The sequence below is a fragment of the Escherichia sp. MOD1-EC6475 genome, assembly GCF_003046645.1.
GTDB lineage: Bacteria > Pseudomonadota > Gammaproteobacteria > Enterobacterales > Enterobacteriaceae > Escherichia > Escherichia ruysiae.
In genome coordinates this window covers 1-26962 of sequence record NZ_PZKQ01000012.1, presented here as the reverse complement: position 1 = coordinate 26962, position 26962 = coordinate 1, and the positions used below count along the sequence as shown (strand labels likewise).

The 26962-nt window shown below is 53.9% G+C and carries 25 protein-coding genes; 15 read left to right on the top strand and 10 right to left on the bottom strand.

What is annotated here, in order from left to right:
- On the top strand, positions 1–712 hold a 712-nt coding region (gene rpoS, locus A7589_RS04365), incomplete at its 5' end, for an RNA polymerase sigma factor RpoS (RefSeq protein WP_108188739.1).
- Positions 713–914: 202 nt separating this feature from the next.
- Here rpoS and pphB read toward each other — a convergent pair.
- On the bottom strand, positions 915–1571 hold the full coding sequence (pphB, locus tag A7589_RS04360) for a protein-serine/threonine phosphatase (RefSeq protein WP_001141277.1): 657 nt from the start codon (positions 1569–1571) through the stop codon (positions 915–917).
- 105 nt (positions 1572–1676) lie between these two features.
- On the bottom strand, positions 1677–4238 hold the full coding sequence (mutS, locus tag A7589_RS04355) for a DNA mismatch repair protein MutS (protein WP_000110912.1): 2562 nt from the start codon (positions 4236–4238) through the stop codon (positions 1677–1679).
- A 285-nt stretch (positions 4239–4523) separates the two neighbouring features.
- Between mutS and A7589_RS04350 the strand changes: the two genes are divergently transcribed.
- Complete coding sequence (locus tag A7589_RS04350) at positions 4524–4877, top strand: nitrous oxide-stimulated promoter family protein (RefSeq protein WP_000015504.1); 354 nt, start codon at positions 4524–4526, stop codon at positions 4875–4877.
- A gap of 38 nt (positions 4878–4915) precedes the next feature.
- On the opposite strand, the gene flhA is transcribed toward A7589_RS04350, so the two are convergent.
- From flhA to hypA, 6 genes are all read right to left on the bottom strand, one after another.
- Positions 4916–6994, bottom strand: a complete 2079-nt coding sequence (flhA, locus tag A7589_RS04345; protein ID WP_108188738.1) for a formate hydrogenlyase transcriptional activator FlhA — start codon at positions 6992–6994, stop codon at positions 4916–4918.
- Between the two features lie 73 nt (positions 6995–7067).
- Positions 7068–8078, bottom strand: coding sequence for a hydrogenase maturation carbamoyl dehydratase HypE (gene hypE, locus A7589_RS04340; RefSeq protein WP_001059920.1), 1011 nt, complete (start codon positions 8076–8078; stop codon positions 7068–7070).
- Positions 8075–9196, bottom strand: coding sequence for a hydrogenase formation protein HypD (hypD, locus tag A7589_RS04335; protein WP_108188737.1), 1122 nt, complete (start codon positions 9194–9196; stop codon positions 8075–8077). The genes hypE and hypD overlap by 4 nt, the downstream gene beginning before the upstream one ends.
- Entirely contained in the window at positions 9196–9468 is a 273-nt protein-coding gene (hypC, locus tag A7589_RS04330) for a hydrogenase 3 maturation protein HypC (RefSeq protein ID WP_000334881.1), read from the bottom strand. Before hypC ends, hypD begins: the two co-directional genes overlap by 1 nt.
- The gene (gene hypB / locus A7589_RS04325; protein ID WP_000337678.1) at positions 9459–10331 is read right to left on the bottom strand and encodes a hydrogenase nickel incorporation protein HypB; all 873 of its coding nucleotides are present in this window, start codon (positions 10329–10331) and stop codon (positions 9459–9461) included. Before hypB ends, hypC begins: the two co-directional genes overlap by 10 nt.
- A gap of 3 nt (positions 10332–10334) precedes the next feature.
- A complete protein-coding gene (hypA, locus tag A7589_RS04320; RefSeq protein ID WP_001516945.1) occupies positions 10335–10685 on the bottom strand; it encodes a hydrogenase maturation nickel metallochaperone HypA in 351 nt (116 codons plus the stop codon).
- 212 nt (positions 10686–10897) lie between these two features.
- On the opposite strand from hypA, the gene hycA reads away from it, so the two are divergent.
- The 10 genes from hycA to A7589_RS04270 all read left to right on the top strand — a co-directional run bounded on the left by hycA (position 10898) and on the right by A7589_RS04270 (position 19558).
- Positions 10898–11359, top strand: a complete 462-nt coding sequence (hycA, locus tag A7589_RS04315; protein ID WP_000158052.1) for a formate hydrogenlyase regulator HycA — start codon at positions 10898–10900, stop codon at positions 11357–11359.
- Between the two features lie 124 nt (positions 11360–11483).
- Positions 11484–12095: a formate hydrogenlyase subunit HycB gene (gene hycB, locus A7589_RS04310; protein ID WP_001079176.1), complete on the top strand. Its 612-nt coding sequence runs from the start codon at positions 11484–11486 to the stop codon at positions 12093–12095.
- Positions 12092–13918: a formate hydrogenlyase subunit 3 gene (hycC, locus tag A7589_RS04305; protein ID WP_001274378.1), complete on the top strand. Its 1827-nt coding sequence runs from the start codon at positions 12092–12094 to the stop codon at positions 13916–13918. Before hycB ends, hycC begins: the two co-directional genes overlap by 4 nt.
- Positions 13919–13920: 2 nt before the next feature.
- Complete coding sequence (gene hycD, locus A7589_RS04300) at positions 13921–14844, top strand: formate hydrogenlyase subunit HycD (RefSeq protein ID WP_000115224.1); 924 nt, start codon at positions 13921–13923, stop codon at positions 14842–14844.
- Between the two features lie 17 nt (positions 14845–14861).
- Entirely contained in the window at positions 14862–16571 is a 1710-nt protein-coding gene (hycE, locus tag A7589_RS04295) for a formate hydrogenlyase subunit HycE (RefSeq protein ID WP_001288118.1), read from the top strand.
- Between the two features lie 9 nt (positions 16572–16580).
- Positions 16581–17123, top strand: coding sequence for a formate hydrogenlyase subunit HycF (gene hycF / locus A7589_RS04290; protein WP_000493799.1), 543 nt, complete (start codon positions 16581–16583; stop codon positions 17121–17123).
- Positions 17123–17890, top strand: a complete 768-nt coding sequence (hycG, locus tag A7589_RS04285) for a formate hydrogenlyase subunit HycG (RefSeq protein ID WP_000067387.1) — start codon at positions 17123–17125, stop codon at positions 17888–17890. The genes hycF and hycG overlap by 1 nt, the downstream gene beginning before the upstream one ends.
- Positions 17887–18297, top strand: a complete 411-nt coding sequence (gene hycH / locus A7589_RS04280) for a formate hydrogenlyase assembly protein HycH (RefSeq protein WP_001291925.1) — start codon at positions 17887–17889, stop codon at positions 18295–18297. Before hycG ends, hycH begins: the two co-directional genes overlap by 4 nt.
- Entirely contained in the window at positions 18290–18760 is a 471-nt protein-coding gene (gene hycI / locus A7589_RS04275) for a hydrogenase maturation peptidase HycI (protein ID WP_000132966.1), read from the top strand. The genes hycH and hycI overlap by 8 nt, the downstream gene beginning before the upstream one ends.
- Positions 18761–18802: 42 nt before the next feature.
- A complete protein-coding gene (locus tag A7589_RS04270; protein ID WP_010355492.1) occupies positions 18803–19558 on the top strand; it encodes a hypothetical protein in 756 nt (251 codons plus the stop codon).
- Between the two features lie 104 nt (positions 19559–19662).
- Here A7589_RS04270 and ascB read toward each other — a convergent pair whose 3' ends face one another.
- Positions 19663–21087, bottom strand: coding sequence for a 6-phospho-beta-glucosidase AscB (gene ascB, locus A7589_RS04265; protein ID WP_000110381.1), 1425 nt, complete (start codon positions 21085–21087; stop codon positions 19663–19665).
- Positions 21088–21095: 8 nt separating this feature from the next.
- The gene (ascF, locus tag A7589_RS04260) at positions 21096–22553 is read right to left on the bottom strand and encodes a PTS cellobiose/arbutin/salicin transporter subunit IIBC (protein ID WP_001107826.1); all 1458 of its coding nucleotides are present in this window, start codon (positions 22551–22553) and stop codon (positions 21096–21098) included.
- 259 nt (positions 22554–22812) lie between these two features.
- Here ascF and ascG point away from each other — a divergent pair, with 259 nt between their 5' ends.
- The 3 genes from ascG (at position 22813) to hypF (ending at position 26904) form a co-directional block, all read left to right on the top strand.
- Positions 22813–23823: a DNA-binding transcriptional regulator AscG gene (gene ascG, locus A7589_RS04255; RefSeq protein ID WP_000210328.1), complete on the top strand. Its 1011-nt coding sequence runs from the start codon at positions 22813–22815 to the stop codon at positions 23821–23823.
- Between the two features lie 148 nt (positions 23824–23971).
- On the top strand, positions 23972–24499 hold the full coding sequence (gene hydN, locus A7589_RS04250) for an electron transport protein HydN (protein WP_001078777.1): 528 nt from the start codon (positions 23972–23974) through the stop codon (positions 24497–24499).
- A gap of 152 nt (positions 24500–24651) precedes the next feature.
- A complete protein-coding gene (hypF, locus tag A7589_RS04245) occupies positions 24652–26904 on the top strand; it encodes a carbamoyltransferase HypF (RefSeq protein WP_001107637.1) in 2253 nt (750 codons plus the stop codon).
- Positions 26905–26962: the final 58 nt, after the last annotated feature.

Sequence of the window (26962 nt, the reverse complement as noted above, 5' to 3'; positions counted from 1 at the left end):
AGTTGGAGTCATTACCCGTCTGGTGGTAAAAATTGCCCGCCGTTATGGCAATCGTGGTCTGGCTTTGCTGGATCTTATCGAAGAGGGCAACCTGGGGCTGATCCGCGCGGTTGAGAAGTTTGACCCGGAACGTGGTTTCCGCTTCTCAACATACGCAACATGGTGGATTCGTCAGACGATCGAACGGGCGATTATGAACCAAACCCGTACTATTCGTTTGCCGATTCACATTGTAAAGGAGCTGAACGTTTACCTGCGAACCGCACGTGAGTTGTCCCATAAGCTGGATCACGAACCGAGTGCGGAAGAGATCGCAGAGCAACTGGATAAACCAGTTGATGATGTCAGCCGTATGCTTCGTCTTAACGAGCGCATTACCTCGGTAGACACCCCTCTGGGTGGTGATTCCGAAAAAGCGTTGCTGGACATTCTGGCCGATGAAAAAGAGAACGGTCCGGAAGACACCACGCAAGATGACGATATGAAACAGAGCATCGTCAAATGGCTGTTCGAGCTGAACGCCAAACAGCGTGAAGTGCTGGCACGTCGATTCGGTTTGCTGGGGTACGAAGCGGCAACACTGGAAGATGTAGGTCGTGAAATTGGCCTCACTCGTGAACGTGTTCGCCAGATTCAGGTTGAAGGCCTGCGCCGTCTGCGTGAGATTTTGCAGACTCAGGGGCTGAATATCGAGGCGCTGTTCCGCGAATAAGCAAGCATCTGTCAGAAAGGCCAGTCTCAAGTGAGGCTGGCCTTTTTCTTTTGTATCATCCGTCCTGAATAGCGTTGATGGTGACGCCGACTTCTGACAGTAAACTGGTGTGCGAACCCCGATGTCTTTATGAAGAAATTCATGACCGATATTGGCAATAGCGGATCTGAACCAGAGCTGATCCTTATCCTGACTGGATTAACTATTTAATTTTATAAAACGATAACCGTCCGCTTTTCGGCGATCCGGTATCAATATAAATCTGGTTAGCGAATGTCTGAATGTTATCAAACATCATATGTCCAAATATAAAATAATCAGCACCGTTTATTTTTTGTAACTCGCCATTAAGCGACTTCTGCACGCGATCAACAGGCCAGAGTAATTCGCTTTCCGCGATTTCTTTGCCAAATTGATATTCATTACCCGGATAATCTGCATGTGCGATGACATATTTTATAATATCGTTACTCAATTCGATAATATGCGGGAGATGATGAAATCTCAGCAACAGATCTATTGCTTCTTTTTGCTCTGAATCATTTAAATCAAAAAACCAGCCGCCGCCGCTGGCTAACCACATATTGCCATCACCAGTCGCGAATGCATCAAGCGCCATCGCTTCGTGGTTGCCTTTCACGGAGGTAAACCAGGGTTGGTTTAACAGGCGTAGCACGTTAAGACTCTCCGACCCACGATCAATATTATCGCCTGTGGAAATAAGTAAGTCTGTTTCGTGACAAAAAGATAATTCATGCAAACGGGATTGTAATAATTGATAGTCACCATGAATATCACCAACAGCCCATATATGGCGGTAGTGATGAGCATCAATTTTTTGATAGCGTGTTGATGGCATGATTTTACCCTGTAAAATAATCTCTACTATTATACAGGGTATTTTTATTAGATTCGCCAGTTGTCATTAATATTCCCGATAGTAAAAGACTATCGGGAATTATTTTTACACTAGACTCTTCAACCGATAAATCCACTCCAGCGCCTGACGCGGAGTCAGAGAATCTGGATCGAGATTTTCCAGTGCTTCGACCGCTGGCGAGGTTTCTTCCGGCACAGAAAGTAGCGACATTTGCGTACCATCTACCTGTGTAGCGGCAGCATTCGGCGAAATGCTTTCCAGCTCACGCAGTTTCTGTCGCGCACGTTTGATCACCTCTTTCGGTACACCTGCCAGCGCAGCAACCGCCAGACCGTAACTCTTACTCGCCGCGCCGTCCTGTACGCTGTGCATAAAGGCGATAGTGTCTCCGTGCTCTAGCGCATCGAGATGCACGTTGGCGACGCCTTCCATTTTCTCCGGCAGTTGAGTCAGCTCGAAGTAATGGGTAGCAAACAGCGTCAACGCTTTAATTTTATTCGCCAGATTTTCCGCACATGCCCACGCCAGCGACAGGCCATCGTAAGTGGACGTCCCGCGCCCAATCTCATCCATCAACACCAGACTGTACTCGGTGGCGTTATGCAGAATATTAGCGGTTTCGGTCATCTCCACCATAAAGGTTGAACGTCCGGAAGCCAGATCATCCGCTGCGCCAACACGGGTGAATATGCGATCGATCGGTCCAATCTCGACTTTTTGTGCCGGTACGTAACTGCCAATATACGCCATCAGCGCAATCAACGCGGTCTGGCGCATATAGGTACTTTTACCACCCATGTTCGGACCGGTGATGATCAACATGCGACGCTGAGGCGACAGATTTAGCGGGTTAGCGATAAACGGCTCATTCAGCACCTGTTCAACCACCGGATGGCGACCTTCGGTAATGCGAATGCCGGGTTTATCGATAAAGGTCGGGCAGGTGTAGTTTAGGGTATATGCGCGTTCCGCCAGATTTACCAGTACGTCCAGTTCTGCCAGCGCGCTCGCACTCTGTTGTAACGCTTCCAGATGCGGCAACAGCAGGTCGAACAGCTCTTCATAAAGCTGTTTTTCCAGCGTCAGTGCTTTACCTTTTGAAGTCAGTACTTTGTCTTCGTACTCTTTCAGCTCCGGAATAATGTAACGTTCGGCGTTTTTCAGCGTCTGGCGGCGCATATAGTTGATTGGCGCCAGATGGCTTTGCCCACGGCTGATTTGAATGTAGTAGCCGTGCACCGCATTAAAGCCGACTTTCAGCGTGTCCAGACCGGTACGTTCACGCTCGCGGATTTCCAGACGCTCCAGATAATCGGTCGCACCGTCAGCCAGCGCACGCCACTCATCCAGTTCTTCGTTATAGCCTGGAGCGATGACGCCACCGTCGCGTACCAGCACTGGCGGTGTCTCGATAATTGCCCGCTCCAGCAGGTCACGCAGCTCGGCAAACTCGCCCATTTTCTCACGCAGTGCCTGTACTGGTGCACTATCGATATTTTCTAACTGTGCGCGCAGTTCCGGCAGTTGCTGGAAGGCATGGCGCATACGAGCCAGATCGCGCGGGCGAGCAGTGCGTAACGCCAGGCGTGCCAGAATACGCTCCAGATCGCCGACCTGCCGTAGTACCGGCTGTAACTCGGCGGTGAAATCCTGCAATGCGCCAATAGTTTGCTGACGCTCAAGCAACACACGGGTGTCGCGCACCGGCATATGCAGCCAGCGTTTCAGCATACGGCTACCCATCGGTGTGACGGTGCAATCGAGCACGGAAGCCAATGTATTTTCCGCACCGCCCGCCAGATTCTGGGTAATTTCCAGGTTACGACGTGTCGCAGCATCCATAATGATGCTGTCCTGCTCACGTTCCATAGTGATAGAACGAATATGCGGCAGGGTCGTGCGTTGGGTATCTTTCGCATACTGTAACAGGCAACCGGCAGCACAAAGCCCGCGAGGCGCGTTCTCGACGCCAAAACCGACAAGATCGCGGGTGCCAAATTGCAGGTTCAACTGCTGGCGCGCGGTGTCGATTTCAAACTCCCACAGCGGACGACGGCGCAGGCCGCGACGACCTTCAATTAACGACATCTCGGCGAAATCTTCTGCATAAAGCAGTTCCGCCGGATTGGTGCGTTGCAGTTCTGCCGCCATCGTTTCGCGGTCAGCCGGTTCGCTCAGACGAAAACGACCGGAACTGATATCCAGCGTCGCGTAACCGAAACCTTTGCTGTCCTGCCAGATAGCCGCCAGTAGGTTGTCCTGACGCTCCTGTAGCAGAGCTTCATCGCTGATCGTGCCCGGCGTGACGATACGGACAACTTTGCGCTCAACCGGCCCTTTGCTGGTGGCCGGATCGCCGATTTGTTCACAAATCGCAACCGACTCACCTTGATTCACCAGTTTGGCGAGATAGTTTTCCACTGCATGGTAGGGAATACCCGCCATCGGGATCGGCTCGCCCGCAGATGCGCCGCGTTTAGTCAGTGAAATATCCAGCAGCTGCGACGCTCGTTTGGCGTCGTCATAAAACAGCTCGTAAAAGTCACCCATCCGGTAGAACAGCAGGATCTCAGGATGCTGGGCTTTCAGCTTGAGGTACTGCTGCATCATCGGCGTATGGGCGTCGAAATTTTCTATTACACTCATGGAGTTAGATCCGGTTCCCTGATGTTAAATGTAGTGTGATGGTTTTTATTTTCGTTGTAATCACATAAGGCGCACATGATACCGGAGTTAATCATTTCAGGGGAAGACGCGAAAGGTGAGTTCTTGATGTCGGTTCCGGTAAAAATGCTGTTTTGCAGCGTTTGCTTGTTGACTGTGAAGAAGGGGCGCAACATTGCCTGATTGAAGAAATCTCCTCCTTCAGAGCCATAGTCCCCTTTAAATTTAAGTTGTAATATAAATGCACCTTAAGAGTATGGAGGCAGCATGTCCGGCAAGCGTATCTCTCGTGAAAAACTGACGATTAAAAGAATGATCGATCTTTATCAAGCGCAATGCCCGCAGGCGTCAGCGGAGCCGGGGCATTACGATGCGCTGTTTGCTTACGCGCAAAAGCGGCTGGATAAATGTGTGTTTGGCGAAGAGAAACCGGCCTGTAAGCAGTGCCCGGTGCACTGTTATCAGCCTGCGAAGCGTGAGGAGATGAAGCAGATTATGCGTTGGGCAGGGCCGCGAATGCTGTGGCGTCATCCGATCTTAACCGTGCGTCATCTGATTGATGATAAGCGTCCGGTGCCGGAATTGCCGGAAAAATATCGCCCGAAGAAACCACGTGAATAGCGTGCCGGATAGATCTTCCTGTCCGGCACTCCAGACAATTAAACCAACGCCGCTTTATCAATTCCCAGCCGTTTCATCCGTGACAGCAGGGTGGTGCGTTTTAGCCCCAGACGTTGCGCAGCGCCTTTCGGACCCGCGACTACGCCATTAGTCTCTTTTAATACGCGAACAATCAGTTGATATTCATCTTCACCTTCCTGAGCGACGACCGTTGCAGCTGGCGGCGTTTCAGGTTCTGGCAGTGAGATATCGGGTAAAGAGAGTTGTAGAACATTACCGCGAGTCAGCAGTACCGCGCGCTCAATAACATTTTCCAGTTCGCGCACGTTACCCGGCCATTCCATGTTGCTCAATATGCGCAGTGTCTCGGCAGGAATGCTGTCGATATTGCGCCCCAGTCGGCGGGCAATTTTGAAGGTAAAGGCTTTCGCCAGCAGCGGAATATCTTCCGGGCGTTCGCGTAACGGCGGCAGGTGGATCGGGAAGACGTTCAGGCGGTAATAGAGATCGCTACGGAACTCGCGGTCGGCGACCATTTTTTTCAGATCGCGATTAGTTGCGGCGATTAAACGCACGTCTGTCTGAATGATTTTGTTGCTGCCGAGGCGTTCAAACTCCTGCTCCTGCAATACGCGCAGCAACTTCGGCTGTAACTCCAGTGGCATATCACCCACTTCATCGAGGAACAGCGAGCTTTTATCCGCCAGTTCAAAACGACCGATGCGCTGTGCGCTGGCACCAGTAAAGGCACCACGTTCATGACCAAACAGGTCGCTTTCCAGTAATCCGGCAGGCATCGCCGCGCAGTTCATTTTCACCATGCGACGATTGTTACGCCCACTCAGATTGTGAATTGCGCGGGCGATTAGCTCTTTTCCTGTGCCAGTTTCACCAAGAATGAGTACGGTACTGTCGCTTTGCGCCACCATCTCAACCTGTTTGAGCACGCTGTACATGCTTTCGCTGCGACCAATAATCTCGCCAAACTCACTATCTACATTGTTGAGTTGTTCAGTCAGGGCGAGGTTTTCATCAACCAGCCGCTCTTTCAGACGGTGGATTTCCTGGTAGGCGAGGGCATTATCGACGGCGATTGCCACTCGTTCGGCAATCTGGCGCAGCAAACCCAGGTTGGTTGTGGTAAACGTTTTCTCTTCGCACTGTGCCAGTTTCAGCACGCCCAGCATGGTATTGCCAGACATCAACGGCAGCAGGCACAGCGTCTGGATCTGGTTGCCCCAGGTATCAAACAACATGCGTTCGTAGGGGGCTAAATCATCCCGCTCGTGGAGATTAATCAGCAGCATCTCTTTGCTTTTAAATACGCGTTCGGTGAGGGTTCCGGCCTCATCAACTTCACTCTGTTCGTGAGTGGGATGCTGTTTATCGAGATAGTGAGTGGAGTAGACGTTGAGTTTGTTTTTGCGGTGGCTACGTAAGACGATACTGATATCGTCGATATCGAAGTAGTAGTGGATCTCTTTCGCCACTTCGCTGACCAGTTCGTCCATATCCAGGCGGGAGAGTACCGCATTGGTGATGGCGACCAGAATGCGGAAGTTATCCCGTTCCCGACATAACAGTTCGTAGTCGACATTGTTGATGATGCAGCTCTGAATTTGCTCGGTGACAACAGAAACAATCTGCGTAAAGGTTTGCAGGCGATTGAACTCTTTTTCGCTCCACGGGCGATCGTCATAACGAATAAATTCACAGCCGCCAAAAATATGTCCTTCCGCTGCCTGTGGCATCAGGCAATAGTGACCAAATTTAGGGTATAGCCCGCTTGTGGCCAGTTGCGGCCAGGTTTCACAAAATTCTTCGTAGCTGCAATGCAGCGTATCAGGACGCGACAAAATGCTACGCACCGGCCCATGCGCCAGAACGGTTTCGTCTTCGTATTTTATGGGGGTATCTTTGTCACGCGACGCGTAATAAGTCGCACGTTGAGTCTGCGCTTGCCACAACACAATCGCCGCGTTGTCGGCGAGCGCAGAACGCTTTACCAGTTGCGAAAGAGCCTCACACAGCGAGGCCAGATCGGGCTGCTGCAATAGTGTCCGAGTGATGTCGAACAACCCTTGTTGCCCGAGATCACTCATCGGTGTATACGACATGTTGTTCTTCCAGGAAAGCACCGCTAAGCGGTGCAAAAGGTAAATGACAAATTATAGGAGCTTTAGATTTTTATTAGCATATACGAGGCAGCGGTTCGGCGTGAGGTAGATCGAGAGTTCGTTTCACGCCATAAAGCCCTGCGAGACGAACACCTTTACGCTCCACCACTTCGCCAATTAACGCTGCATCCTGTCCTAGTGGATGGGAATGCAGCGCCGCCAACACTTGCTCAGCCGCATTACGCTCTACGGCAATCACCAGCTTACCTTCATTGGCAAAGTTGAGGGCGTCCAGCCCCAGCAGCTCACAAACGCCGCGCACAGCAGGTTTAACCGGTAGCGCAGCTTCTGAAAGCTCAATACCGCAACCGCAGGCTGCCGCGAACTCATGAACCACCGCGTTCACCCCACCGCGCGTGGCATCGCGCAGCGCCTTCACGCCGGGAATGTCTCGCAGCGTCTGAATCAGCGGCGTCAGCACCGCGCAGTCGCTGATCAGTTCGCCATCCAGCCCCAGTTGTTCGCGCAAGTTAAGGATAGTCGCACCGTGGTCGCCGAGTGTACCGCTAACCAGCAATACATCGCCTGCGGTCAGGGTTTGTGCGCCCCAGTGAATATTTGTCGGGATCGCGCCCATGCCTGCGGTGTTGATAAACAGTTTATCTGCCGCCCCACGCTGCACCACTTTTGTATCGCCAGTAACGATGGCGATGCCAGCCGCACGGGCAGTTTCAGCCATGCTGGTAACCACTGCTTTCAGCGTCTCCATCGGCAATCCTTCTTCAAGGATAAATCCACAGGAGAGATAGCGTGGAATTGCGCCGCTGACCGCTACGTCGTTCGCCGTGCCGCAAATCGCCAGCTTGCCAATATTGCCACCAGGAAAGAACAGCGGGTCAATGACGTAGCTGTCGGTGGAAAAGGCCAGACGGTCGCCTTCCGCCACCAGTTGCGCCAGATCAAGACGCGCCTGATCTTCCTGCTCAGCCAGCCACGGATTCGCAAAGGCTTCCATAAACAGGCTGTTGATTAATTGCTGCATCGCCTGGCCGCCGCTGCCGTGGGCGAGTTGGATATTATTCACGCTTCACTCTCCTGCTGACGATACTGATACCACGCGGCGCACGCTCCTTCAGAGGAGACCATCAGCGCGCCGAATGCGGTTTGAGGATTACAGGTGTTACCAAACAGCGGGCATTGATGCGGCTTACATTTGCCCGTCAATACTTCGCCACAGCGCGCGCGTGGATCATCGCAAACCTGCTGCGGTGCCGGGCGGAAATGCGCTTCAGCGTCAAATCGCTGATAATCCGGCGTCAGATGCACGCCAGATGATTCGATCACCCCAAGGCCACGCCATTCGCTATCGCCGTTAACACAGAACACGTCGGCTATCGCCTGTTGCGCCAGCAGGTTACCTGCGTCAGGCACCACCCTACGGTACTGATTCTCTACTTTGCTGTGGGCCGCTATTTTCTGCTCTACCAGCATCACCACGCCTTGTAGTAGATCAAGTGGTTCGAAACCAGCGACCACCAGCGGACGATTAAAATCGCTGGCGATAAAATTATAGGCGTCGGTGCCGATAACCATACTGACGTGGCCCGGCGCGAGGAACGCATCAATGCCATTGTCCGGTTGTTCCAGCAAACTGCGCAGCGTGGGGATAAGCGTAATGTGCTGGCAGAAGAAGTAAAAGTTCTGCACATCGCGGGCTTTCGCCTGTTGCAGGGTGATGGCGGTGGTCGGCATGGTGGTTTCAAACCCTAAGCCGAAGAACACCACTTTGCGGGTTGGGTTCTCCTGCGCCAGTTTCAACGCATCCATTGGCGAGTAGACGATGCGCACATCGGCACCGCATGCTTTTGCCTGCAACAGTGACCCCTGTTTTCCTGGTACGCGCATGGCGTCGCCAAAGGTACAGAAAATCACTTCCGGATGGCTGGCAATTTCCACGCAGGTGTCGATTCTGCCCATCGGCAGTACGCACACCGGGCAGCCCGGACCGTGGATAAACTCAACGTTTTCTGGCAGTAACTGATCGAGGCCGAATTTAAAAATGGCGTGGGTATGACCGCCGCACACTTCCATAATACGCAGAGGGCGTTCGGCGGTGTAAGAGAGGTGTGAAGCACGTTCGCGCAGATGCTCAATTAACTGCATCACCTGTTCCGGCGCGCGATATTCATCAACAAAACGCATTATTTTTCCTCGCCATACAACAGCGCACCGACATCCGGCTCAACGTCAAACATATTTTGTAAGGCGTCGAGGGTGTCGCGCGCTTCGGCTTCATTAATTACGCTCATGGCAAAGCCAACGTGAACCAGTACCCACTGACCCACGCGCGGCTGACCGTTTTCATCGCAGCTGCCGACTAACGTTAAATCGACATCGCGCTGAATGCCGCAGACGTCGACTTTCGCCTGGTTGCCGTCAATGGTGCGAATCTGGCCGGGAACGCCTATGCACATCGCTGTGTCTCCAGCCAGTTCAGCCACTGATCCATCCCTTCGCCGCTGGTGGCAGAAATGAGGATGATTTCAATTTCTGGATTGACTTCGCGGGCGCAGGCGATGCATTTCTCAACGTCGAAATTGAGATACGGCAGCAGGTCAACTTTGTTGAGTAGCATCAGCGAGGCGGCGGCAAACATATGCGGATATTTCAGCGGCTTGTCTTCGCCTTCGGTAACGGAAAGCACCGCCACTTTATGTTTCTCACCCAGATCGAAGCTGGCCGGGCACACCAGGTTGCCAACGTTTTCGATAAACAGAATACCGTTATCGTCCAGTGGCAGGCGCGGCGCGGCGTCGGCGATCATCTGTGCATCGAGATGGCAGCCTTTACCGGTGTTCACCTGAATTGCTGGCGTACCGGTAGCGCGAATACGTGCGGCATCGTTTACGGTTTGCTGATCGCCTTCAATTACCGCGCATGGAACGCTGTCTTTCAGGCGCATTAAGGTTTCAGTCAGCAGCGTGGTTTTACCGGAACCAGGGCTGGATACCAGGTTGAGCACCAGTTGATTACGGGCAGCAAAACGCGCGCGGTTACGTTCAGCCAGGCGATTATTTTTGTCCAGCACGTCAATTTCGACTTCCAGCATCCGGCGCTGGCTCATGCCCGGCGCGTGTGTGCCTGCTTCACCATGACCGTAATGCAGGTCGCCTTCTTCGGTCTGGCTGGGGGTAAATTCAGGCGCTTTAATGCCGGTGATTTTCATCTTCGGGCGTGCTGCCGGGGCAAAAGGCGCGCTACGAAACGCGGAATGAGGGTTATGTTCATCACCCTCGATATACAGGTTGCCTTCACCGCAACCGCATGTTGTACACATCGCTCACTCCTGGTCTATTTCTATCCGCCGAATCTGTAAACCGTCGTCTGCCACAATGCGCAGCATGTCGCCATGACACTGTGGGCAGCGGCGGACGCGCTGGGTCAGTAGCGTCACATACTGTTGGCATGTTTCACACCAGCATTCGGCCTCTTGTTCTTCGAGGTGCAGTTTACAACCTTCCGCCACGCTGCCACGGCAAACCAGATCAAAACAAAAGGCAAGAGAGCTGGTTTCGACACAAGAAAATGCGCCAATTTTGAGCCAGACCCCAGTTACGCGTTTTGCGCCGTGCTTTGCGGCCTGTTGTTCGATCAATTCCAGTGCCCGTTGGCAGAGGGTTATTTCGTGCATATCGCCTCCCATTAACTATTGCCAGCTATAAGCAATAATTGTGCCAGTGTTGATTATCCCTGCGGTGAATAATGTCGATGATGTCGAAATGACACGTCGACACGGCGTCGAAATTCAGTGAAATCATAAAAATCACCTAAATAACAATGAATTAAAAATTGGCACAGAAAATGCTTAAGGGCAGGCATCTCTGTTAAACGGGTAACCTGACAATGACTATTTGGGAAATAAGCGAGAAAGCCGATTACATCGCACAGCGGCATCGTCGCCTACAGGACCAGTGGCATATCTATTGCAATTCGCTGGTTCAGGGGATCACGTTATCAAAAGCGCGTTTGCATCACGCGATGAGCTGCGCGCCAGATAAAGAGCTCTGTTTCGTTCTTTTTGAACATTTTCGAATTTACGTCACCCTGGCGGATGGTTTTAACAGCCATACCATCGAGTACTACGTCGAAACGAAAGATGGCGAAGATAAGCAGCGGATTGCACTGGCTCAGTTGAGCAGTGACGGCATGATTGATGGCAAGGTCAACATCCGTAATCGCGAACAAGTGCTGGAACACTATCTCGAAAAAATCGCCGGCGTTTACGACAGCTTATACACCGCCATTGAAAACAATACCCCGGTGAATTTAAGCCAACTGGTAGAGGGACAAAGCTCGGCAGCATGAGCTGAGGCTTTGCCCGTTTTGCAGGCGTCATGCCTGTTTGGGGATGGGCGTGTCGATGAGTGTCGAAAATGACATTTCATCGGCATGTTTTCGTCAAAAATGACAATCACCTGAGGAATGCCTGGTGAATCGTTTTGTAATTGCTGACTCCACGCTCTGTATCGGCTGCCACACCTGTGAGGCCGCCTGTTCAGAGACGCATCGCCAGCACGGCCTGCAATCCATGCCGCGCCTGCGAGTGATGCTAAATGAAAAAGAATCTGCACCGCAGCTCTGTCACCACTGTGAAGATGCGCCCTGTGCGGTGGTCTGTCCGGTTAATGCCATCGAGCGCGTTGATGGTGCCGTGCAGTTGAATGAAAGTCTGTGCGTAAGCTGCAAACTGTGCGGCATCGCCTGCCCGTTTGGCGCTATTGAATTTTCCGGCAGCCGTCCGCTGGATATTCCGGCAAACGCCAATACCCCGAAAGCCCCACCGGCACCGCCTGCTCCGGCGCGTGTCAGCACATTGCTTGACTGGGTGCCGGGCATTCGTGCGATCGCCGTCAAATGTGACCTTTGTAGCTTTGATGAACAAGGTCCAGCCTGCGTGCGGATGTGCCCAACCAAAGCCCTGCATCTGGTGGATAACACCGATATCGCCCGCGTCAGCAAACGTAAGCGTGAGCTGACTTTTAACACCGATTTTGGCGATCTCACCTTGTTTCAGCAGGCTCAAAGTGGAGAGGCTAAATGAGCGCAATTTCCCTGATCAATAGCGGCGTTGCGTGGTTTGTCGCCGCCGCTGTTCTGGCATTTCTCTTTTCTTTTCATAAGGCGCTAAGCGGCTGGGTCGCCGGGATTGGCGGCGCGGTTGGTAGCGTGTACACGGCAGCAGCAGGTTTCACCGTGCTGACGGGGGCGGTCGGCGTGAGCGGTACGCTGTCACTGGTGAGTTTTGATATCCAAATCTCCCCGCTTAACGCGATTTGGTTGATTACCCTCGGCCTGTGCGGCCTGTTTGTCAGCCTCTACAACATTGACTGGCATCGCCACGCGCAGGTGAAATGCAACGGCTTGCAGATCAATATGCTGATGACTGCCGCCGTGTGCGCCGTTATCGCCAGCAATCTGGGCATGTTAGTGGTAATGGCAGAAATCATGGCTCTGTGCGCGGTGTTTCTCACTAGCAACAGCAAAGAGGGCAAACTGTGGTTTGTGCTGGGGCGCCTCGGTACTTTGCTGCTGGCGATAGCCTGCTGGCTGGTCTGGCAGCGTTACGGCACGCTGGATCTGCGCCTGCTGGATATGCGCGTACAACAACTGCCGCTCGGTTCCGATATCTGGCTGCTCGGTGTGATTGGCTTTGGCCTGCTGGCCGGGATTATCCCGCTGCACGGCTGGGTGCCGCAGGCTCATGCTAACGCTTCAGCGCCTGCTGCCGCGCTGTTTTCCACAGTAGTGATGAAAATTGGCCTGCTGGGCATTTTAACCCTGTCTTTGCTGGGTGGTAATGCGCCGCTGTGGTGGGGAATTGCGCTACTGGTGCTCGGCATGATCACCGCGTTCGTCGGTGGTCTGTATGCGCTGATGGAACACAACATCCAGCGTCTGTTGGCTTACCATACCCTGGAAAATATCGGCATCATCCTGCTGGGGCTGGGCGCTGGCGTAACGGGTATCGCGCTCGAACAACCGGCGCTGATTGCTCTTGGCCTGGCCGGTGGTCTGTACCATCTGCTTAACCATAGCCTGTTCAAAAGCGTACTGTTCCTCGGGGCGGGGAGCGTCTGGTTCCGTACCGGTCATCGCGATATCGAAAAACTCGGTGGTATTGGCAAGAAAATGCCGGTTATCTCCATCGCCATGTTGGTCGGGCTGATGGCAATGGCTGCGCTGCCGCCGCTGAACGGTTTTGCCGGGGAATGGGTTATCTATCAATCCTTCTTCAAACTGAGCAATAGTGGCGCGTTTGTTGCCCGTCTGCTGGGGCCGCTGCTCGCAGTGGGTCTGGCAATTACCGGTGCGCTGGCGGTGATGTGTATGGCGAAAGTCTATGGCGTCACGTTCCTCGGTGCGCCACGTACCAAAGAAGCCGAAAACGCCACCAGTGCGCCGCTCCTGATGAGCGTAAGCGTAGTGGCACTGGCGATTTGCTGCGTAATTGGCGGTGTTGCTGCGCCGTGGCTGCTGCCGATGCTGTTTGCTGCGGTGCCTCTGCCGCTGGAGCCTGCTAACACCACCGTTTCTCAACCGATGATCACCCTGCTGCTGATTGCCTGCCCGCTGCTGCCATTCATCATTATGGCGATTTGCAAAGGCGACCGCCTGCCGTCGCGTTCCCGTGGCGCGGCATGGGTGTGCGGCTACGACCATGAAAAATCAATGGTGATTACTGCTCACGGTTTTGCCATGCCGGTGAAACAGGCGTTTGCGCCGGTGCTGAAACTGCGCAAAGTGCTGAATCCGGTGTCGCTGGTGCCGGGCTGGCAGTGCGAGGGGAGTGCGTTGCTGTTCCGCCGGATGGCGCTGGTTGAACTGGCGGTACTGGTGGTGATTATTGTTTCACGAGGAGCCTGAGAATGAGTGTTTTATATCCGTTAATTCAGGCGCTGGTGTTATTTGCCGTTGCGCCGCTGCTCTCCGGTATTACCCGCGTGGCGCGCGCGCGTCTGCATAACCGTCGCGGGCCGGGCGTGTTGCAGGAGTATCGCGACATTATCAAACTGCTGGGTCGCCAGAGTGTTGGCCCGGATGCCTCCGGCTGGGTGTTCCGCCTGACGCCGTATGTGATGGTGGGCGTCATGCTGACTATCGCTACTGCGCTGCCGGTGGTGACTGTCGGTTCTCCGCTGCCGCAGCTGGGTGATTTGATCACCTTGCTGTATCTCTTCGCCATTGCGCGTTTCTTCTTTGCCATTTCCGGTCTGGATACTGGTAGCCCGTTTACCGCTATCGGCGCGAGTCGTGAAGCGATGCTTGGCGTGCTGGTCGAACCGATGCTGCTGCTTGGTCTGTGGGTTGCCGCACAGGTTGCCGGTTCCACCAACATCAGCAACATCACCGACACCGTTTATCACTGGCCTCTGAGCCAGAGCATCCCGCTGGTGCTGGCGCTTTGTGCCTGTGCGTTCGCCACTTTTATCGAAATGGGCAAACTGCCGTTCGACCTGGCGGAAGCCGAGCAGGAGTTGCAGGAAGGTCCGCTCTCTGAGTATAGCGGCAGCGGCTTTGGCGTAATGAAATGGGGTATCAGCCTGAAACAGCTGGTGGTGTTGCAGATGTTCGTCGGGGTGTTTATTCCGTGGGGACAAATGGAAACCTTCACCGCTGGCGGGCTGCTGCTGGCGCTGGTGATTGCCATCGTCAAACTGGTGGTCGGCGTCCTGGTTATCGCGCTGTTCGAAAACAGTATGGCCCGTCTGCGTCTTGATATTACTCCGCGCATTACCTGGGCTGGGTTTGGCTTTGCATTTTTAGCGTTCGTCTCCTTGCTGGCGGCGTGATTAAAGAGAGTATGAGCATGTCTGAAGAAAAATTAGGTCAACATTATCTCGCCGCGCTGAATGAGGCATTTCCGGGCGTCGTGCTGGACCACGCCTGGCAGACCAAAGATCAGCTGACCGTGACCGTAAAGGTGAACTATCTGCCGGAAGTGGTGGAGTTCCTCTACTACAAACAGGGTGGCTGGCTGTCGGTACTGTTTGGTAACGATGAACGCAAACTGAATGGTCATTACGCCGTTTACTACGTGCTGTCGATGGAGAAGGGCACCAAGTGCTGGATCACGGTTCGCGTCGAAGTTGATGCCAATAAACCGGAATATCCGTCCGTGACGCCGCGCGTTCCGGCGGCGGTCTGGGGCGAGCGCGAAGTGCGCGATATGTACGGTTTGATTCCGGTTGGTCTGCCGGATGAGCGTCGTCTGGTGCTGCCGGATGACTGGCCGGATGAACTCTACCCGCTGCGTAAAGACAGCATGGATTACCGTCAGCGTCCGGCACCGACCACCGATGCTGAAACCTACGAGTTCATCAACGAACTGGGCGACAAGAAAAACAACGTTGTGCCGATTGGTCCACTGCATGTCACTTCTGACGAACCGGGTCACTTCCGTCTGTTCGTCGATGGCGAAAATATTATCGACGCAGACTACCGCCTGTTCTACGTCCATCGCGGCATGGAAAAACTGGCGGAAACCCGTATGGGTTACAACGAAGTGACCTTCCTCTCTGACCGTGTGTGCGGCATCTGCGGCTTTGCTCACAGCACCGCCTACACCACGTCGGTGGAAAACGCGATGGGTATTCAGGTGCCAGAACGTGCGCAGATGATCCGCGCCATTCTGCTGGAGGTGGAACGCCTGCATTCGCATCTGCTCAACCTCGGCCTCGCCTGTCACTTTACCGGCTTTGACTCCGGCTTTATGCAGTTCTTCCGCGTGCGCGAATCCTCCATGAAAATGGCGGAGATCCTCACCGGCGCGCGTAAAACTTACGGTCTGAACTTGATCGGCGGGATTCGTCGCGATCTGCTGAAAGATGACATGATCCAGACCCGTCAACTGGCGCAGCAAATGCGTCGTGAAGTACAGGAGCTGGTGGATGTGCTGCTGAGTACACCGAACATGGAACAGCGCACCGTCGGCATTGGTCGCCTCGACCCGGAAATCGCCCGCGATTTCAGTAACGTTGGCCCGATGGTTCGCGCCAGCGGCCACGCTCGTGATACCCGTGCCGATCACCCGTTTGTTGGTTATGGCCTGCTGCCGATGGAAGTTCACAGCGAGCAGGGCTGCGACGTTATTTCCCGCCTGAAAGTGCGTATCAACGAAGTCTTTACCTCGCTCAATATGATTGACTACGGCCTGGACAACCTGCCAGGCGGCCCGCTGGCGGTGGAAGGATTCACCTACATTCCGCACCGTTTTGCGCTGGGCTTTGCCGAAGCGCCGCGTGGCGATGATATCCACTGGAGCATGACCGGCGACAACCAGAAGCTGTACCGCTGGCGCTGCCGTGCCGCGACCTACGCGAACTGGCCGACCCTGCGCTACATGCTGCGCGGCAACACTGTTTCCGATGCGCCGCTGATTATCGGTAGCCTCGATCCTTGCTACTCCTGTACCGACCGCATGACCGTGGTCGATGTGCGTAAGAAGAAGAGCAAAGTGGTGCCGTACAAAGAACTCGAGCGTTACAGCATTGAGCGTAAAAACTCGCCGCTGAAATAAGGAATCGCCATGTTTACCTTTATCAAAAAAGTCATCAAAACCGGCACGGCGACCTCGTCTTATCCGCTGGAGCCGATTGCGGTTGATAAAAACTTCCGTGGTAAGCCAGAACAGAACCCGCAGCAGTGCATCGGCTGCGCGGCCTGCGTCAATGCCTGCCCGTCAAACGCCTTAACGGTTGAAACCGACCTCGCCACCGGTGAGCTGGCGTGGCAGTTCAATCTTGGGCGCTGCATCTTTTGTGGACGTTGCGAAGAAGTTTGCCCGACGGCGGCGATCAAACTGTCGCAAGAGTACGAACTAGCGGTGTGGAAGAAAGAAGACTTCCTGCAACAGTCCCGCTTCGCGCTGTGCAACTGCCGCGTCTGCAATCGTCCTTTCGCCGTACAGAAAGAGATCGACTACGCCATTGCGCTGCTTAAGCACAACGGTGACAGTCGCGCGGAAAACCACCGCGAAAGCTTTGAGACTTGCCCGGAATGTAAGCGCCAGAAATGCCTGGTGCCGTCCGACCGTATTGAACTGACTCGCCATATGAAAGAGGCCATCTGATGAGCAATTTATTAGGCCCCCGTGACGCCAACGGCATTCCGGTTCCGATGACGGTGGATGAATCCATCGCCAGCATGAAGGCGTCGTTACTGAAAAAAATCAAACGTTCTGCCTACGTTTACCGCGTGGACTGCGGCGGCTGCAACGGCTGCGAAATCGAAATTTTCGCCACGCTTTCGCCGCTGTTCGATGCAGAACGCTTCGGTATTAAAGTCGTTCCGTCCCCGCGTCATGCGGATATTTTACTGTTTACCGGCGCGGTCACCCGTGCAATGCGATCCCCTGCGCTGCGTGCGTGGCAGTCCGCGCCGGACCCTAAAATCTGTATCTCCTACGGTGCCTGCGGTAACAGCGGCGGCATTTTCCACGATCTCTACTGCGTGTGGGGCGGTACGGATAAAATCGTCCCGGTGGATGTTTACATCCCAGGTTGCCCGCCAACGCCAGCCGCCACGCTGTACGGCTTTGCAATGGCGCTCGGCCTGCTGGAGCAGAAAATCCACGCCCGTGAGCCAGGCGAACTGGATGAGCAACCGGCAGAGATTCTGCATCCGGATATGGTTCAGCCGCTGCGTGTGAAAGTGGATCGCGAAGCGCGCCGCCTGGCGGGTTACCGTTACGGTCGCCAGATTGCCGATGATTTCCTGACGCAATTAGGGCAGGGTGAAGAGCAGGTTGCACGCTGGCTGGAAGCGGAAAACGATCCGCGTCTGAACGAGATTGTCAGCCATCTGAATCATGTTGTTGAAGAGGCGCGTATCCGATGAGTGAAAAGGTGGTGTTCAGTCAACTGAGCCGTAAATTTATTGATGAGAACGATGCCACGCCCGCCGAGGCGCAGCAGGTGGTCTATTACAGCCTGGCGATTGGTCACCACCTTGGGGTTATCGATTGCCTGGAAGCGGCGCTCACCTGCCCGTGGGATGAATACCTGGCATGGATCGCCACTCTGGAGGCGGGCAGCGAAGCCCGTCGTAAAATGGAGGGCGTGCCGAAATATGGTGAGATCGTTATCGACATTAACCATGTGCCGATGCTGGCCAACGCATTCGATAAAGCCCGGGCTGTGCAAACTTCGCAGCAGAAGGAATGGAGTACAATGCTGTTAAGTATGCTGCATGATATTCATCAGGAAAACGCCATCTATTTGATGGTGAGGAGACTGCGTGACTGACGTTTTACTCTGTGTTGGCAATAGCATGATGGGCGATGATGGCGCAGGTCCGCTGCTGGCGGAAAAGTGCGCCGCCGCGCCGAAAGGTAACTGGGTGGTGATTGACGGCGGTAGTGCACCGGAAAACGATATCGTCGCTATCCGCGAACTGCGCCCGACACGACTGCTTATTGTCGATGCCACTGATATGGGGCTAAACCCCGGCGAGATCCGCATCATCGACCCGGATGATATCGCCGAGATGTTTATGATGACCACCCATAACATGCCGCTGAACTACCTTATCGACCAGTTGAAAGAAGACATTGGTGAGGTGATTTTCCTCGGTATCCAGCCGGACATCGTTGGCTTTTACTACCCGATGACCCAGCCGATTAAAGATGCGGTGGAAACCGTTTATCAACGGCTGGAAGGTTGGGAAGGGTACGGCGGATTCGCGCAGTTAGCGGTGGAAGAAGAGTAGTTTTTCAGCAAGGAATTCAGGGAATTGAAAATCAGGACAGGGATGTGCGCTTTTTTATTGAGCTTAGTGTTGCCAGCGCAGGCCACCAGCTTTACCGAATATCTGCCGATGAGTGACAGCGAATACGCACAAAAGCGGGCGCTGAAACCTCTCCTGACCATGCCTTATTATACCGAGCAAAACTGGCATTTTAGAAAAGTGGGCGTTACTGGCGTAACGCTTGAGAAGATGCCAAATGAAGAGGATGACTGGCAATTAACCGCAAAAGACCGCGCCGGTAAATCCTGGACAGTGCCTGTGGGTATGCTGGCAAACATAGCGGGCAAAGGGCAACTCTATCGCGCCGATCTTGATCGTAACGGCATTCAGGATCTGGTTATCTGGTTACCCAGTGCCGGTAATGGTCTGGCTCCTTATGCACATTTAATCCTGTTGACGTTCACACGCGAAGGTCGTCCCTGTGTCTTTGAACCCTGGGGATTCTACACCGCAAGCAAAACTGGCGTTGATGATTTGCTGGATTTGCAAGGCAATGGTCACACGCAGCTGCTGGATATGCAGTTTGATTCCGGTTACTGGCTAACCAGTCTGTATCAGGTAAAAGAGGCCAAATGGCAGCGTGTTCACGGCTGGTTTGGCAAGTTAAGCTATCCCGCGCTCACGCGCTTTACTTATACCCCCAACCGTAAACTCGTCCTCAAACCCATCGCTGGACGCGACCCGCAAACGGAAGATCTGACGCTGACGCAACGTTGTTTGATAATGGGGGATGTGCTTGATGGGGTGAATCAGAACTGATGGCAAACGCTAAATTGCCCGGATGCGCTGCGCTTATCGAGCCTACAAAGTTCGTGCGACGTGTAGGCCAGATAAGGCGTTCACGCCGCATCCGGCACGGTTGCTTACTCTAAATCTTCGCCGTTACTGGCAATCACTTTTTTATACCACCAGAACGATTTCTTACGCGTGCGCGCCAGTGTGCCGTTACCTGCATCGTCACGGTCTACATAGACAAAACCGTAGCGTTTGCTCATTTCACCCGTTGAGGCGGAAACCAAATCAATACAGCCCCAGGTGGTGTAGCCCATCAGCGGAATGCCGTCTGCAATCGCTTCGCCCATTGCGCGGATGTGCTCGCGTAAATAGCTGATGCGATAGTCATCGTTAATCTCTCCATTGGCAGAAAATTCATCTTTTGCACCCAGGCCGTTTTCCACCAGAAACAGCGGCTTCTGATAACGGTCGTACATCATATTCATGGTGATACGCAGACCGAGCGGATCAATACCCCAGCCCCAGTCGCTTACCTGTAGATACGGGTTACGCAGCGATTTCACCACGTTTGCCGCACTGCTGTTGTTGGCGTTCATCTCCGCCGAGGCGCAGCGCGAGGCGTAATAGCTGAAAGAGACAAAATCGACGGTGTTTTTCAGGATTTCATCATCGCCAGGCGCTTTGTCGATAGTCACGCCTTTTTCGCGAAATACGCGGGCAGAGTAAGCTGGGTACGCGCCACGCGCCTGCACATCGATAAAAAACAGGTTTTCGCGGTCTTTCTCCAGCGCCGCCCAGACATCTTCTGGCTTGCAGCTATATGGGTAGAAGTTACCGCCCGCCAGCATACAGCCCACCTGATTTTGCGGGTTAACCTCATGGGCGATTTTGGTGGCTAATGCACTGGCAACCAGTTGGTGATGTGCGGCCTGATATTTCACCTGATCCTGATTTTCCCCTTCTTCAAACACCAGACCCGCGCCGGAGAACGGGCTATGCAACATAATGTTGATTTCATTGAAGGTTAGCCAGTATTTCACCAGTCCATCAAATGCTTCAAAACAGGTTCGGGCGTAGCGAGTGAAAAACTCCACCAGCTTACGGTTACGCCAGGAGCCATATTCCGTCACCAGATGCATCGGCACATCGAAGTGACACAACGTGACCAGCGGTTCGATTCCGTACTTTTTACACTCTTCAAAGACAGAACGATAAAAAGCAATGCCTTGCTGGTTGGGCGTCAGCTCATCGCCCTGCGGAAAGAGGCGGCTCCAGGCAATCGAGGTGCGGAAAACCCTGAATCCCATCTCAGCCATCAGGGCGATATCTTCTTTATACCGATGATAAAAATCCGTCGCCTCATGGCTGGGATAAAACTCGTCATCGCGCAACTGAAAACGTTTTTCCAGCCCCAGTTTCACCGCCATTCGATGCTCGCCGTGTGGGATCATATCGACCGTGGTCAGCCCTTTGCCACCTTCACGGTACGCACCTTCAGACTGGTTGGCGGCAAGCGCGCCGCCCCATAAAAAACCTTGCGGAAATACTGACATTTTCATCCTCAATTAAGACTTACTTCTTTGGCGACGGTCGGTTGTGCGCCCTGATGCTTTCGCGCCTCGGCAGCCGCTTCCTCAACAGGGATATCCTCAAAGCCGAGCAACAGTGTGAGGATAAACGACAGCACGACCGCCAGTGCCATGACTGCGAACACCCAGACGATGCTCATTGGATTTGCCGGATCGAAGAACTGTACGCTGGTAAATAACCCCGGCGCTGCCATTGAGTGGCTGGCAAGCCCCGCCATACCGGCAACCGCGCCGCAAATAAAACCGCTGATAAGACTGGCGATAAGCGGACGTTTCAGACGGATCGCCACGCCGTATAACGCCGGTTCGGAAATCCCCGCCATAATGGCTGATGCCGCCGCAGCCAGCGCCGTCTGGCGCAGTTCCGGGTTTTTCGTTTTCCACGCCACCGCCAGCGATGAACCGCCCAGCGACAGGTTAGCGCCGATTTCTGACGGCATGACCATCCCTTCTTTTCCGGTTTCGGCAATGGTCTGAATGATGGTTGGTGTAAAGACGCGGTGCATCCCGGTCATTACCAGCAGCGGCCACAGCGCGCCCATAATGGCGACTGAAAGCCAGCCCAGATAACCATGAATGGTGTAAACCAGCGCCGAAATGGCGCTACCGATCCAGATACCAATCGGGCCAATCAGCAGGATTGCCAGCGGTGCGGCAATCAACACAATCAGCATCGGCTTGAGGAAGTTTTTCGTCACTGCCGGTGTAATGCTGTCCACCCAGCGTTCGATATATGACAGGCACCAGGTCATCACCAGCGCCGGGATCACCGTGTAGGTGTATTTCACCGCCGTGACCGGAATCAGGGCAAATTCAACATGTTCACCCTGAGCCGCTTTCGCCATCAGCTCAATGAAACTCGGATGTACCAGTACACCCGCGATGGCAATCGCCAGCGACATATTGGTTTTAAATTTGATGGCGGCAGAAGCCGCGACCATCAGCGGCAGGAAGAAGAAAGCACCGTCACCAATCACATTCAGGATGGTTAAGGTCGGCGATCCTTTAGTCAGCACGCCGCTCATTTCGAGGATCATCGCCAGCAGTTTGACCATCGATCCGCCGATAATCGCCGGGATCAGCGGTGACATGGTGCCGATCAGCGCATCGAGGATCCCGGCACCAATGCGACGTAACGTGAGCTTTGGTTTACCCACGGGCTGCGCGGGCTGCATATCTCCAGGTAACAAGCTGACGACTTCCTGAAAGGCCTGCGAAACGGTATTGCCGATAATCACCTGGCACTGGTTGTCGCTACGTACCACGCCGAGCACGCCGGGGATGGTTTTTAACGTCGGGCTGTCGATAAGCGCATCATCTTTGATAACAAAGCGCAAACGCGTCATACAGTGCGTGACCGCCGAGATGTTATCAACGCCGCCCAGTGCCGCTATCACCGAGCGCGCCAGCGCCGCATAATTTTTGGCCATCGGATTTTATCCTGTTATCAGTAGGGTAGAGGTAGTTGTTATCAGTCGACGTGACGGGAAAATGCCGATGCTGAAACGGAAATAAGAAACCGGTTTCACAAAATCATGAATAGTTGTCATTTAATAAGCAAGAGATTTGATTGTTCATTTTTTATATTTGTGAAACCGGTCACCTGAATATTTTTCCCGCTGATTGCGCAAGGACAACCAGCCAACGGTGCAGTAAACTGCGATGACTGCGTGTAAAGGGATGAAAACAATGACGACAATGCTGGAAGTGGCGAAGCGCGCCGGGGTTTCAAAAGCGACCGTTTCCCGCGTGCTTTCAGGTAATGGCTACGTCAGCCAGGAGACGAAAGATCGCGTGTTTCAGGCGGTGGAAGAGAGCGGTTACCGCCCTAACTTGCTGGCGCGCAATCTGTCGGCGAAGAGTACCCAGACGCTGGGGCTGGTAGTGACCAACACGCTTTACCACGGCATATATTTTAGTGAATTACTGTTTCATGCCGCGCGGATGGCGGAAGAGAAAGGGCGGCAACTGTTGCTGGCTGATGGTAAACATAGCGCCGAAGAGGAGCGCCAGGCGATTCAGTATCTGCTGGATCTGCGCTGCGACGCTATTATGATCTACCCGCGTTTTTTAAGCGTGGATGAGATTGATGACATCATTGACGCGCACAGTCAGCCGATAATGGTGCTCAATCGCCGCCTGCGCAAAAACAGCAGCCATAGCGTCTGGTGCGATCATAAACAGACCAGCTTTAACGCCGTGGCAGAGTTGATAAACGCCGGACATCAGGAGATTGCTTTCCTTACCGGCTCGATGGATTCCCCCACCAGCATTGAGCGTCTTGCCGGATATAAAGACGCGCTGGCGCAGCATGGTATTGCGCTCAATGAAAAACTTATCGCTAACGGTAAATGGACGCCCGCCAGCGGAGCCGAAGGGGTAGAAACGTTGCTCGAACGTGGGGCTAAATTTAGCGCGTTAGTCGCCAGTAACGACGATATGGCGATAGGTGCGATGAAAGCGTTGCACGAGCGCGGCGTAGCGGTGCCAGAGCAGGTGTCAGTTATCGGATTCGATGATATCGCAATTGCCCCCTACATCGTTCCGGCGCTCTCCAGCGTAAAAATTCCGGTGACTGAGATGATTCAGGAAATTATTGGACGGCTGATTTTTATGCTCGATGGCGGGGATTTCTCACCGCCGAAAACTTTCAGTGGAAAACTGATCCGCCGTGGCTCCCTCATTGCTCTTTTGCGATAAACATTGTCATCACATGTCATCGTCACTTGTGTCGATGACATCGTTTTTTCTGCATTACAGAATTTAATTTCCTTAAATAACAGTAAATTAAAAACTGGCATGATTTGTGAATGTATCGGCGCATTAACTGTCATTGCTGGAGAATTTGATGAACCGTTTCATCATTGCTGACGCGAGTAAATGTATTGGTTGCCGTACCTGTGAAGTGGCGTGTGTGGTTTCTCATCAGGAAAATCAGGACTGTGCATCGCTGACCCCGGAAACTTTTTTACCGCGAATCCATGTCATTAAAGGTGTGAACATTTCCACTGCTACGGTTTGCCGTCAGTGTGAAGATGCACCGTGCGCTAACGTCTGCCCGAATGGTGCTATCAGCCGTGATAAAGGGTTTGTTCATGTGATGCAGGAACGTTGCATTGGTTGCAAAACCTGCGTTGTGGCTTGCCCGTATGGCGCGATGGAAGTGGTGGTACGTCCGGTGATTCGCAACAGCGGTGCGGGGCTGAATGTACGTGCAGACAAAGCCGAAGCCAATAAATGCGACCTGTGCAACCATCGTGAAGACGGCCCGGCGTGTATGGCGGCTTGCCCGACCCATGCGCTGATTTGTGTCGATCGTAATAAACTTGAACAACTGAGCGCAGAAAAACGTCGCCGCACGGCGCTGATGTTCTAAAAATCTTACAGAACTGTTCTGGCATCAAAGGAATTCCCGAAAATATTCGTAGAATACGGGGCGGGCGATATCGCCGACCTGTGACTGCCGGATGCGACGCGCTCGTGTCCGGCAGGGTGGGTTACGCAATTCATGATGGCGGGAATAACTCAATGGCAAAAAACACATCTTGCGGTGTCCAACTGCGTATTCGCGGCAAAGTGCAGGGCGTCGGTTTTCGTCCGTTTGTCTGGCAGCTGGCGCAGCAATTAAATCTTCACGGCGATGTCTGTAATGACGGCGATGGCGTAGAAGTCCGACTGCTGGAAGACCCGGAAACGTTTCTTGCGCAATTGCATCTGCATTGTCCGCCGCTGGCGCGTATTGATAGCGTCGAGCGTGAACCTTTTACCTGGTCACAACTGCCCACTGAGTTCACTATCCGCCAGAGCGCAGGTGGCGCCATGAATACGCAAATTGTTCCCGATGCCGCCACTTGCCCTGCCTGTCTTGCCGAAATGAATACCCCAGGCGAGCGGCGTTATCGTTATCCGTTTATCAACTGTACTCACTGTGGCCCGCGTTTCACCATTATTCGCGCGATGCCTTACGACCGCCCGTTTACCGTGATGGCGGCGTTTCCGCTGTGTCCGGCCTGTGACAAAGAGTACCGCGACCCGCTCGATCGTCGCTTCCACGCCCAGCCGGTGGCCTGCCCGGAGTGTGGCCCGCATCTTGAATGGGTAAGTCATGGCGAACGTGCCGAGCAAGAGGCGGCATTACAGGCAGCTATCGCACAGTTAAAAATGGGCAACATTGTCGCCATCAAAGGGATTGGCGGATTTCATCTCGCCTGCGATGCGCGTAACAGTAACGCGGTGGCGACACTACGGGCACGCAAACATCGCCCGGCGAAACCGCTGGCGGTTATGTTGCCAGTGGCAGAAGATTTACCAGACGCTGCCCGTCAGTTGCTTACCACGCCCGCCGCGCCGATTGTGCTGGTGGATAAAAAATACGTACCTGAGCTTTGTGATGATATCGCCCCAGGCCTTAACGAAGTCGGGGTAATGTTGCCTGCGAACCCGCTCCAGCATTTGCTGTTACAGGAACTGCAATGCCCGCTGGTGATGACCTCCGGCAACCTGAGCGGTAAACCACCGGCTATCAGCAATGAACAGGCGCTGGCGGATTTGCAGGGCATTGCCGACGGATTCTTGATACATAACCGCGATATCGTGCAGCGGATGGATGATTCGGTGGTGCGCGAAAGCGGCGAAATGCTGCGCCGGTCGCGGGGGTATGTGCCGGACGCGTTGGCTTTGCCTCCGGGCTTTAAAAATGTTCCGCCTGTGCTGTGTCTCGGCGCGGATCTGAAAAATACCTTCTGCCTGGTGCGCGGTGAGCAAGCGGTGTTGAGTCAGCATCTGGGCGATTTAAGTGACGATGGCATCCAGATGCAGTGGCGCGAAGCGTTACGCCTGATGCAAAACATCTACGATTTCACCCCGCAATACGTTGTGCATGACGCGCATCCGGGTTATGTCTCCAGCCAGTGGGCGCGTGAGATGAATCTGCCGACGCAAACGGTACTGCATCACCATGCCCACGCGGCGGCGTGCCTGGCAGAACACCACTGGCCGTTGGATGGCGGTGATGTCATTGCTTTGACGCTCGACGGTATTGGTATGGGGGAGAACGGCGCTTTGTGGGGCGGCGAGTGCCTGCGGGTGAACTATCGCGAATGCGAGCACCTTGGAGGTTTGCCTGCGGTGGCGCTTGCTGGTGGCGATTTGGCTGCAAAGCAGCCGTGGCGAAACCTGCTGGCGCAGTGCCTGCGCTTTGTGCCGCAGTGGCAGAGTTATCCCGAAACGGCAAGTGTGCAACAGCAAAACTGGAGCGTGCTGGCACGAGCCATTGAGCGTGGAATCAATGCGCCGCTGGCGTCATCGTGTGGGCGTTTGTTCGATGCCGTAGCGGCGGCGCTGGGCTGTGCGCCAGTCACGTTAAGTTATGAAGGTGAAGCGGCTTGTGCTCTGGAGGCGCTCGCAGCCTCATGCGACGGAGTGACGCATCCGGTGATGATGCCGCTGGTGGACAATCAACTGGATCTCGCCACTTTCTGGCAGCAGTGGCTGAACTGGCAGGCACCGGTTAATCAACGCGCGTGGGCGTTTCATGATGCGCTGGCGCAGGGTTTTGCCGCGTTGATGCGTGAGCAGGCTACGATGCGTGGTATCACCACGCTGGTATTTAGCGGCGGGGTTATTCATAACCGTTTGCTTCGTGCACGTCTGGCGCATTATCTCGCTGATTTCACATTGCTCTTTCCACAGAGTTTACCGGCGGGTGATGGCGGGTTGTCTCTGGGGCAGGGGGTTATTGCTGCGGCGCGTTGGTTGGCAGGGGAAGTCCAGAACGGATAAAACGTGCCGCATTTGGACACCATTGCCGGATGCGGCGTAAACGCCTTATCCGTATATG

What these genes read in the sequence shown, in the direction of transcription:
- ascB (WP_000110381.1), bottom strand. Translation starts at nt 21,087, where the DNA reads ATGTCAGTATTTCCGCAAGGTTTTTTATGGGGCGGCGCGCTTGCCGCC.
- hycH (WP_001291925.1), top strand. Translation starts at nt 17,887, where the DNA reads ATGAGTGAAAAGGTGGTGTTCAGTCAACTGAGCCGTAAATTTATTGAT.
- flhA (WP_108188738.1), bottom strand. Translation starts at nt 6,994, where the DNA reads ATGTCGTATACACCGATGAGTGATCTCGGGCAACAAGGGTTGTTCGAC.
- hypB (WP_000337678.1), bottom strand. Translation starts at nt 10,331, where the DNA reads ATGTGTACAACATGCGGTTGCGGTGAAGGCAACCTGTATATCGAGGGT.
- hycF (WP_000493799.1), top strand. Translation starts at nt 16,581, where the DNA reads ATGTTTACCTTTATCAAAAAAGTCATCAAAACCGGCACGGCGACCTCG.
- hypC (WP_000334881.1), bottom strand. Translation starts at nt 9,468, where the DNA reads ATGTGCATAGGCGTTCCCGGCCAGATTCGCACCATTGACGGCAACCAG.
- pphB (WP_001141277.1), bottom strand. Translation starts at nt 1,571, where the DNA reads ATGCCATCAACACGCTATCAAAAAATTGATGCTCATCACTACCGCCAT.
- A7589_RS04350 (WP_000015504.1), top strand. Translation starts at nt 4,524, where the DNA reads ATGTCCGGCAAGCGTATCTCTCGTGAAAAACTGACGATTAAAAGAATG.
- hypF (WP_001107637.1), top strand. Translation starts at nt 24,652, where the DNA reads ATGGCAAAAAACACATCTTGCGGTGTCCAACTGCGTATTCGCGGCAAA.
- hycE (WP_001288118.1), top strand. Translation starts at nt 14,862, where the DNA reads ATGTCTGAAGAAAAATTAGGTCAACATTATCTCGCCGCGCTGAATGAG.
- hycA (WP_000158052.1), top strand. Translation starts at nt 10,898, where the DNA reads ATGACTATTTGGGAAATAAGCGAGAAAGCCGATTACATCGCACAGCGG.
- hycG (WP_000067387.1), top strand. Translation starts at nt 17,123, where the DNA reads ATGAGCAATTTATTAGGCCCCCGTGACGCCAACGGCATTCCGGTTCCG.
- hycC (WP_001274378.1), top strand. Translation starts at nt 12,092, where the DNA reads ATGAGCGCAATTTCCCTGATCAATAGCGGCGTTGCGTGGTTTGTCGCC.
- hydN (WP_001078777.1), top strand. Translation starts at nt 23,972, where the DNA reads ATGAACCGTTTCATCATTGCTGACGCGAGTAAATGTATTGGTTGCCGT.
- hypD (WP_108188737.1), bottom strand. Translation starts at nt 9,196, where the DNA reads ATGCGTTTTGTTGATGAATATCGCGCGCCGGAACAGGTGATGCAGTTA.
- mutS (WP_000110912.1), bottom strand. Translation starts at nt 4,238, where the DNA reads ATGAGTGTAATAGAAAATTTCGACGCCCATACGCCGATGATGCAGCAG.
- hypA (WP_001516945.1), bottom strand. Translation starts at nt 10,685, where the DNA reads ATGCACGAAATAACCCTCTGCCAACGGGCACTGGAATTGATCGAACAA.
- hycD (WP_000115224.1), top strand. Translation starts at nt 13,921, where the DNA reads ATGAGTGTTTTATATCCGTTAATTCAGGCGCTGGTGTTATTTGCCGTT.
- A7589_RS04270 (WP_010355492.1), top strand. Translation starts at nt 18,803, where the DNA reads ATGTGCGCTTTTTTATTGAGCTTAGTGTTGCCAGCGCAGGCCACCAGC.
- ascF (WP_001107826.1), bottom strand. Translation starts at nt 22,553, where the DNA reads ATGGCCAAAAATTATGCGGCGCTGGCGCGCTCGGTGATAGCGGCACTG.
- ascG (WP_000210328.1), top strand. Translation starts at nt 22,813, where the DNA reads ATGACGACAATGCTGGAAGTGGCGAAGCGCGCCGGGGTTTCAAAAGCG.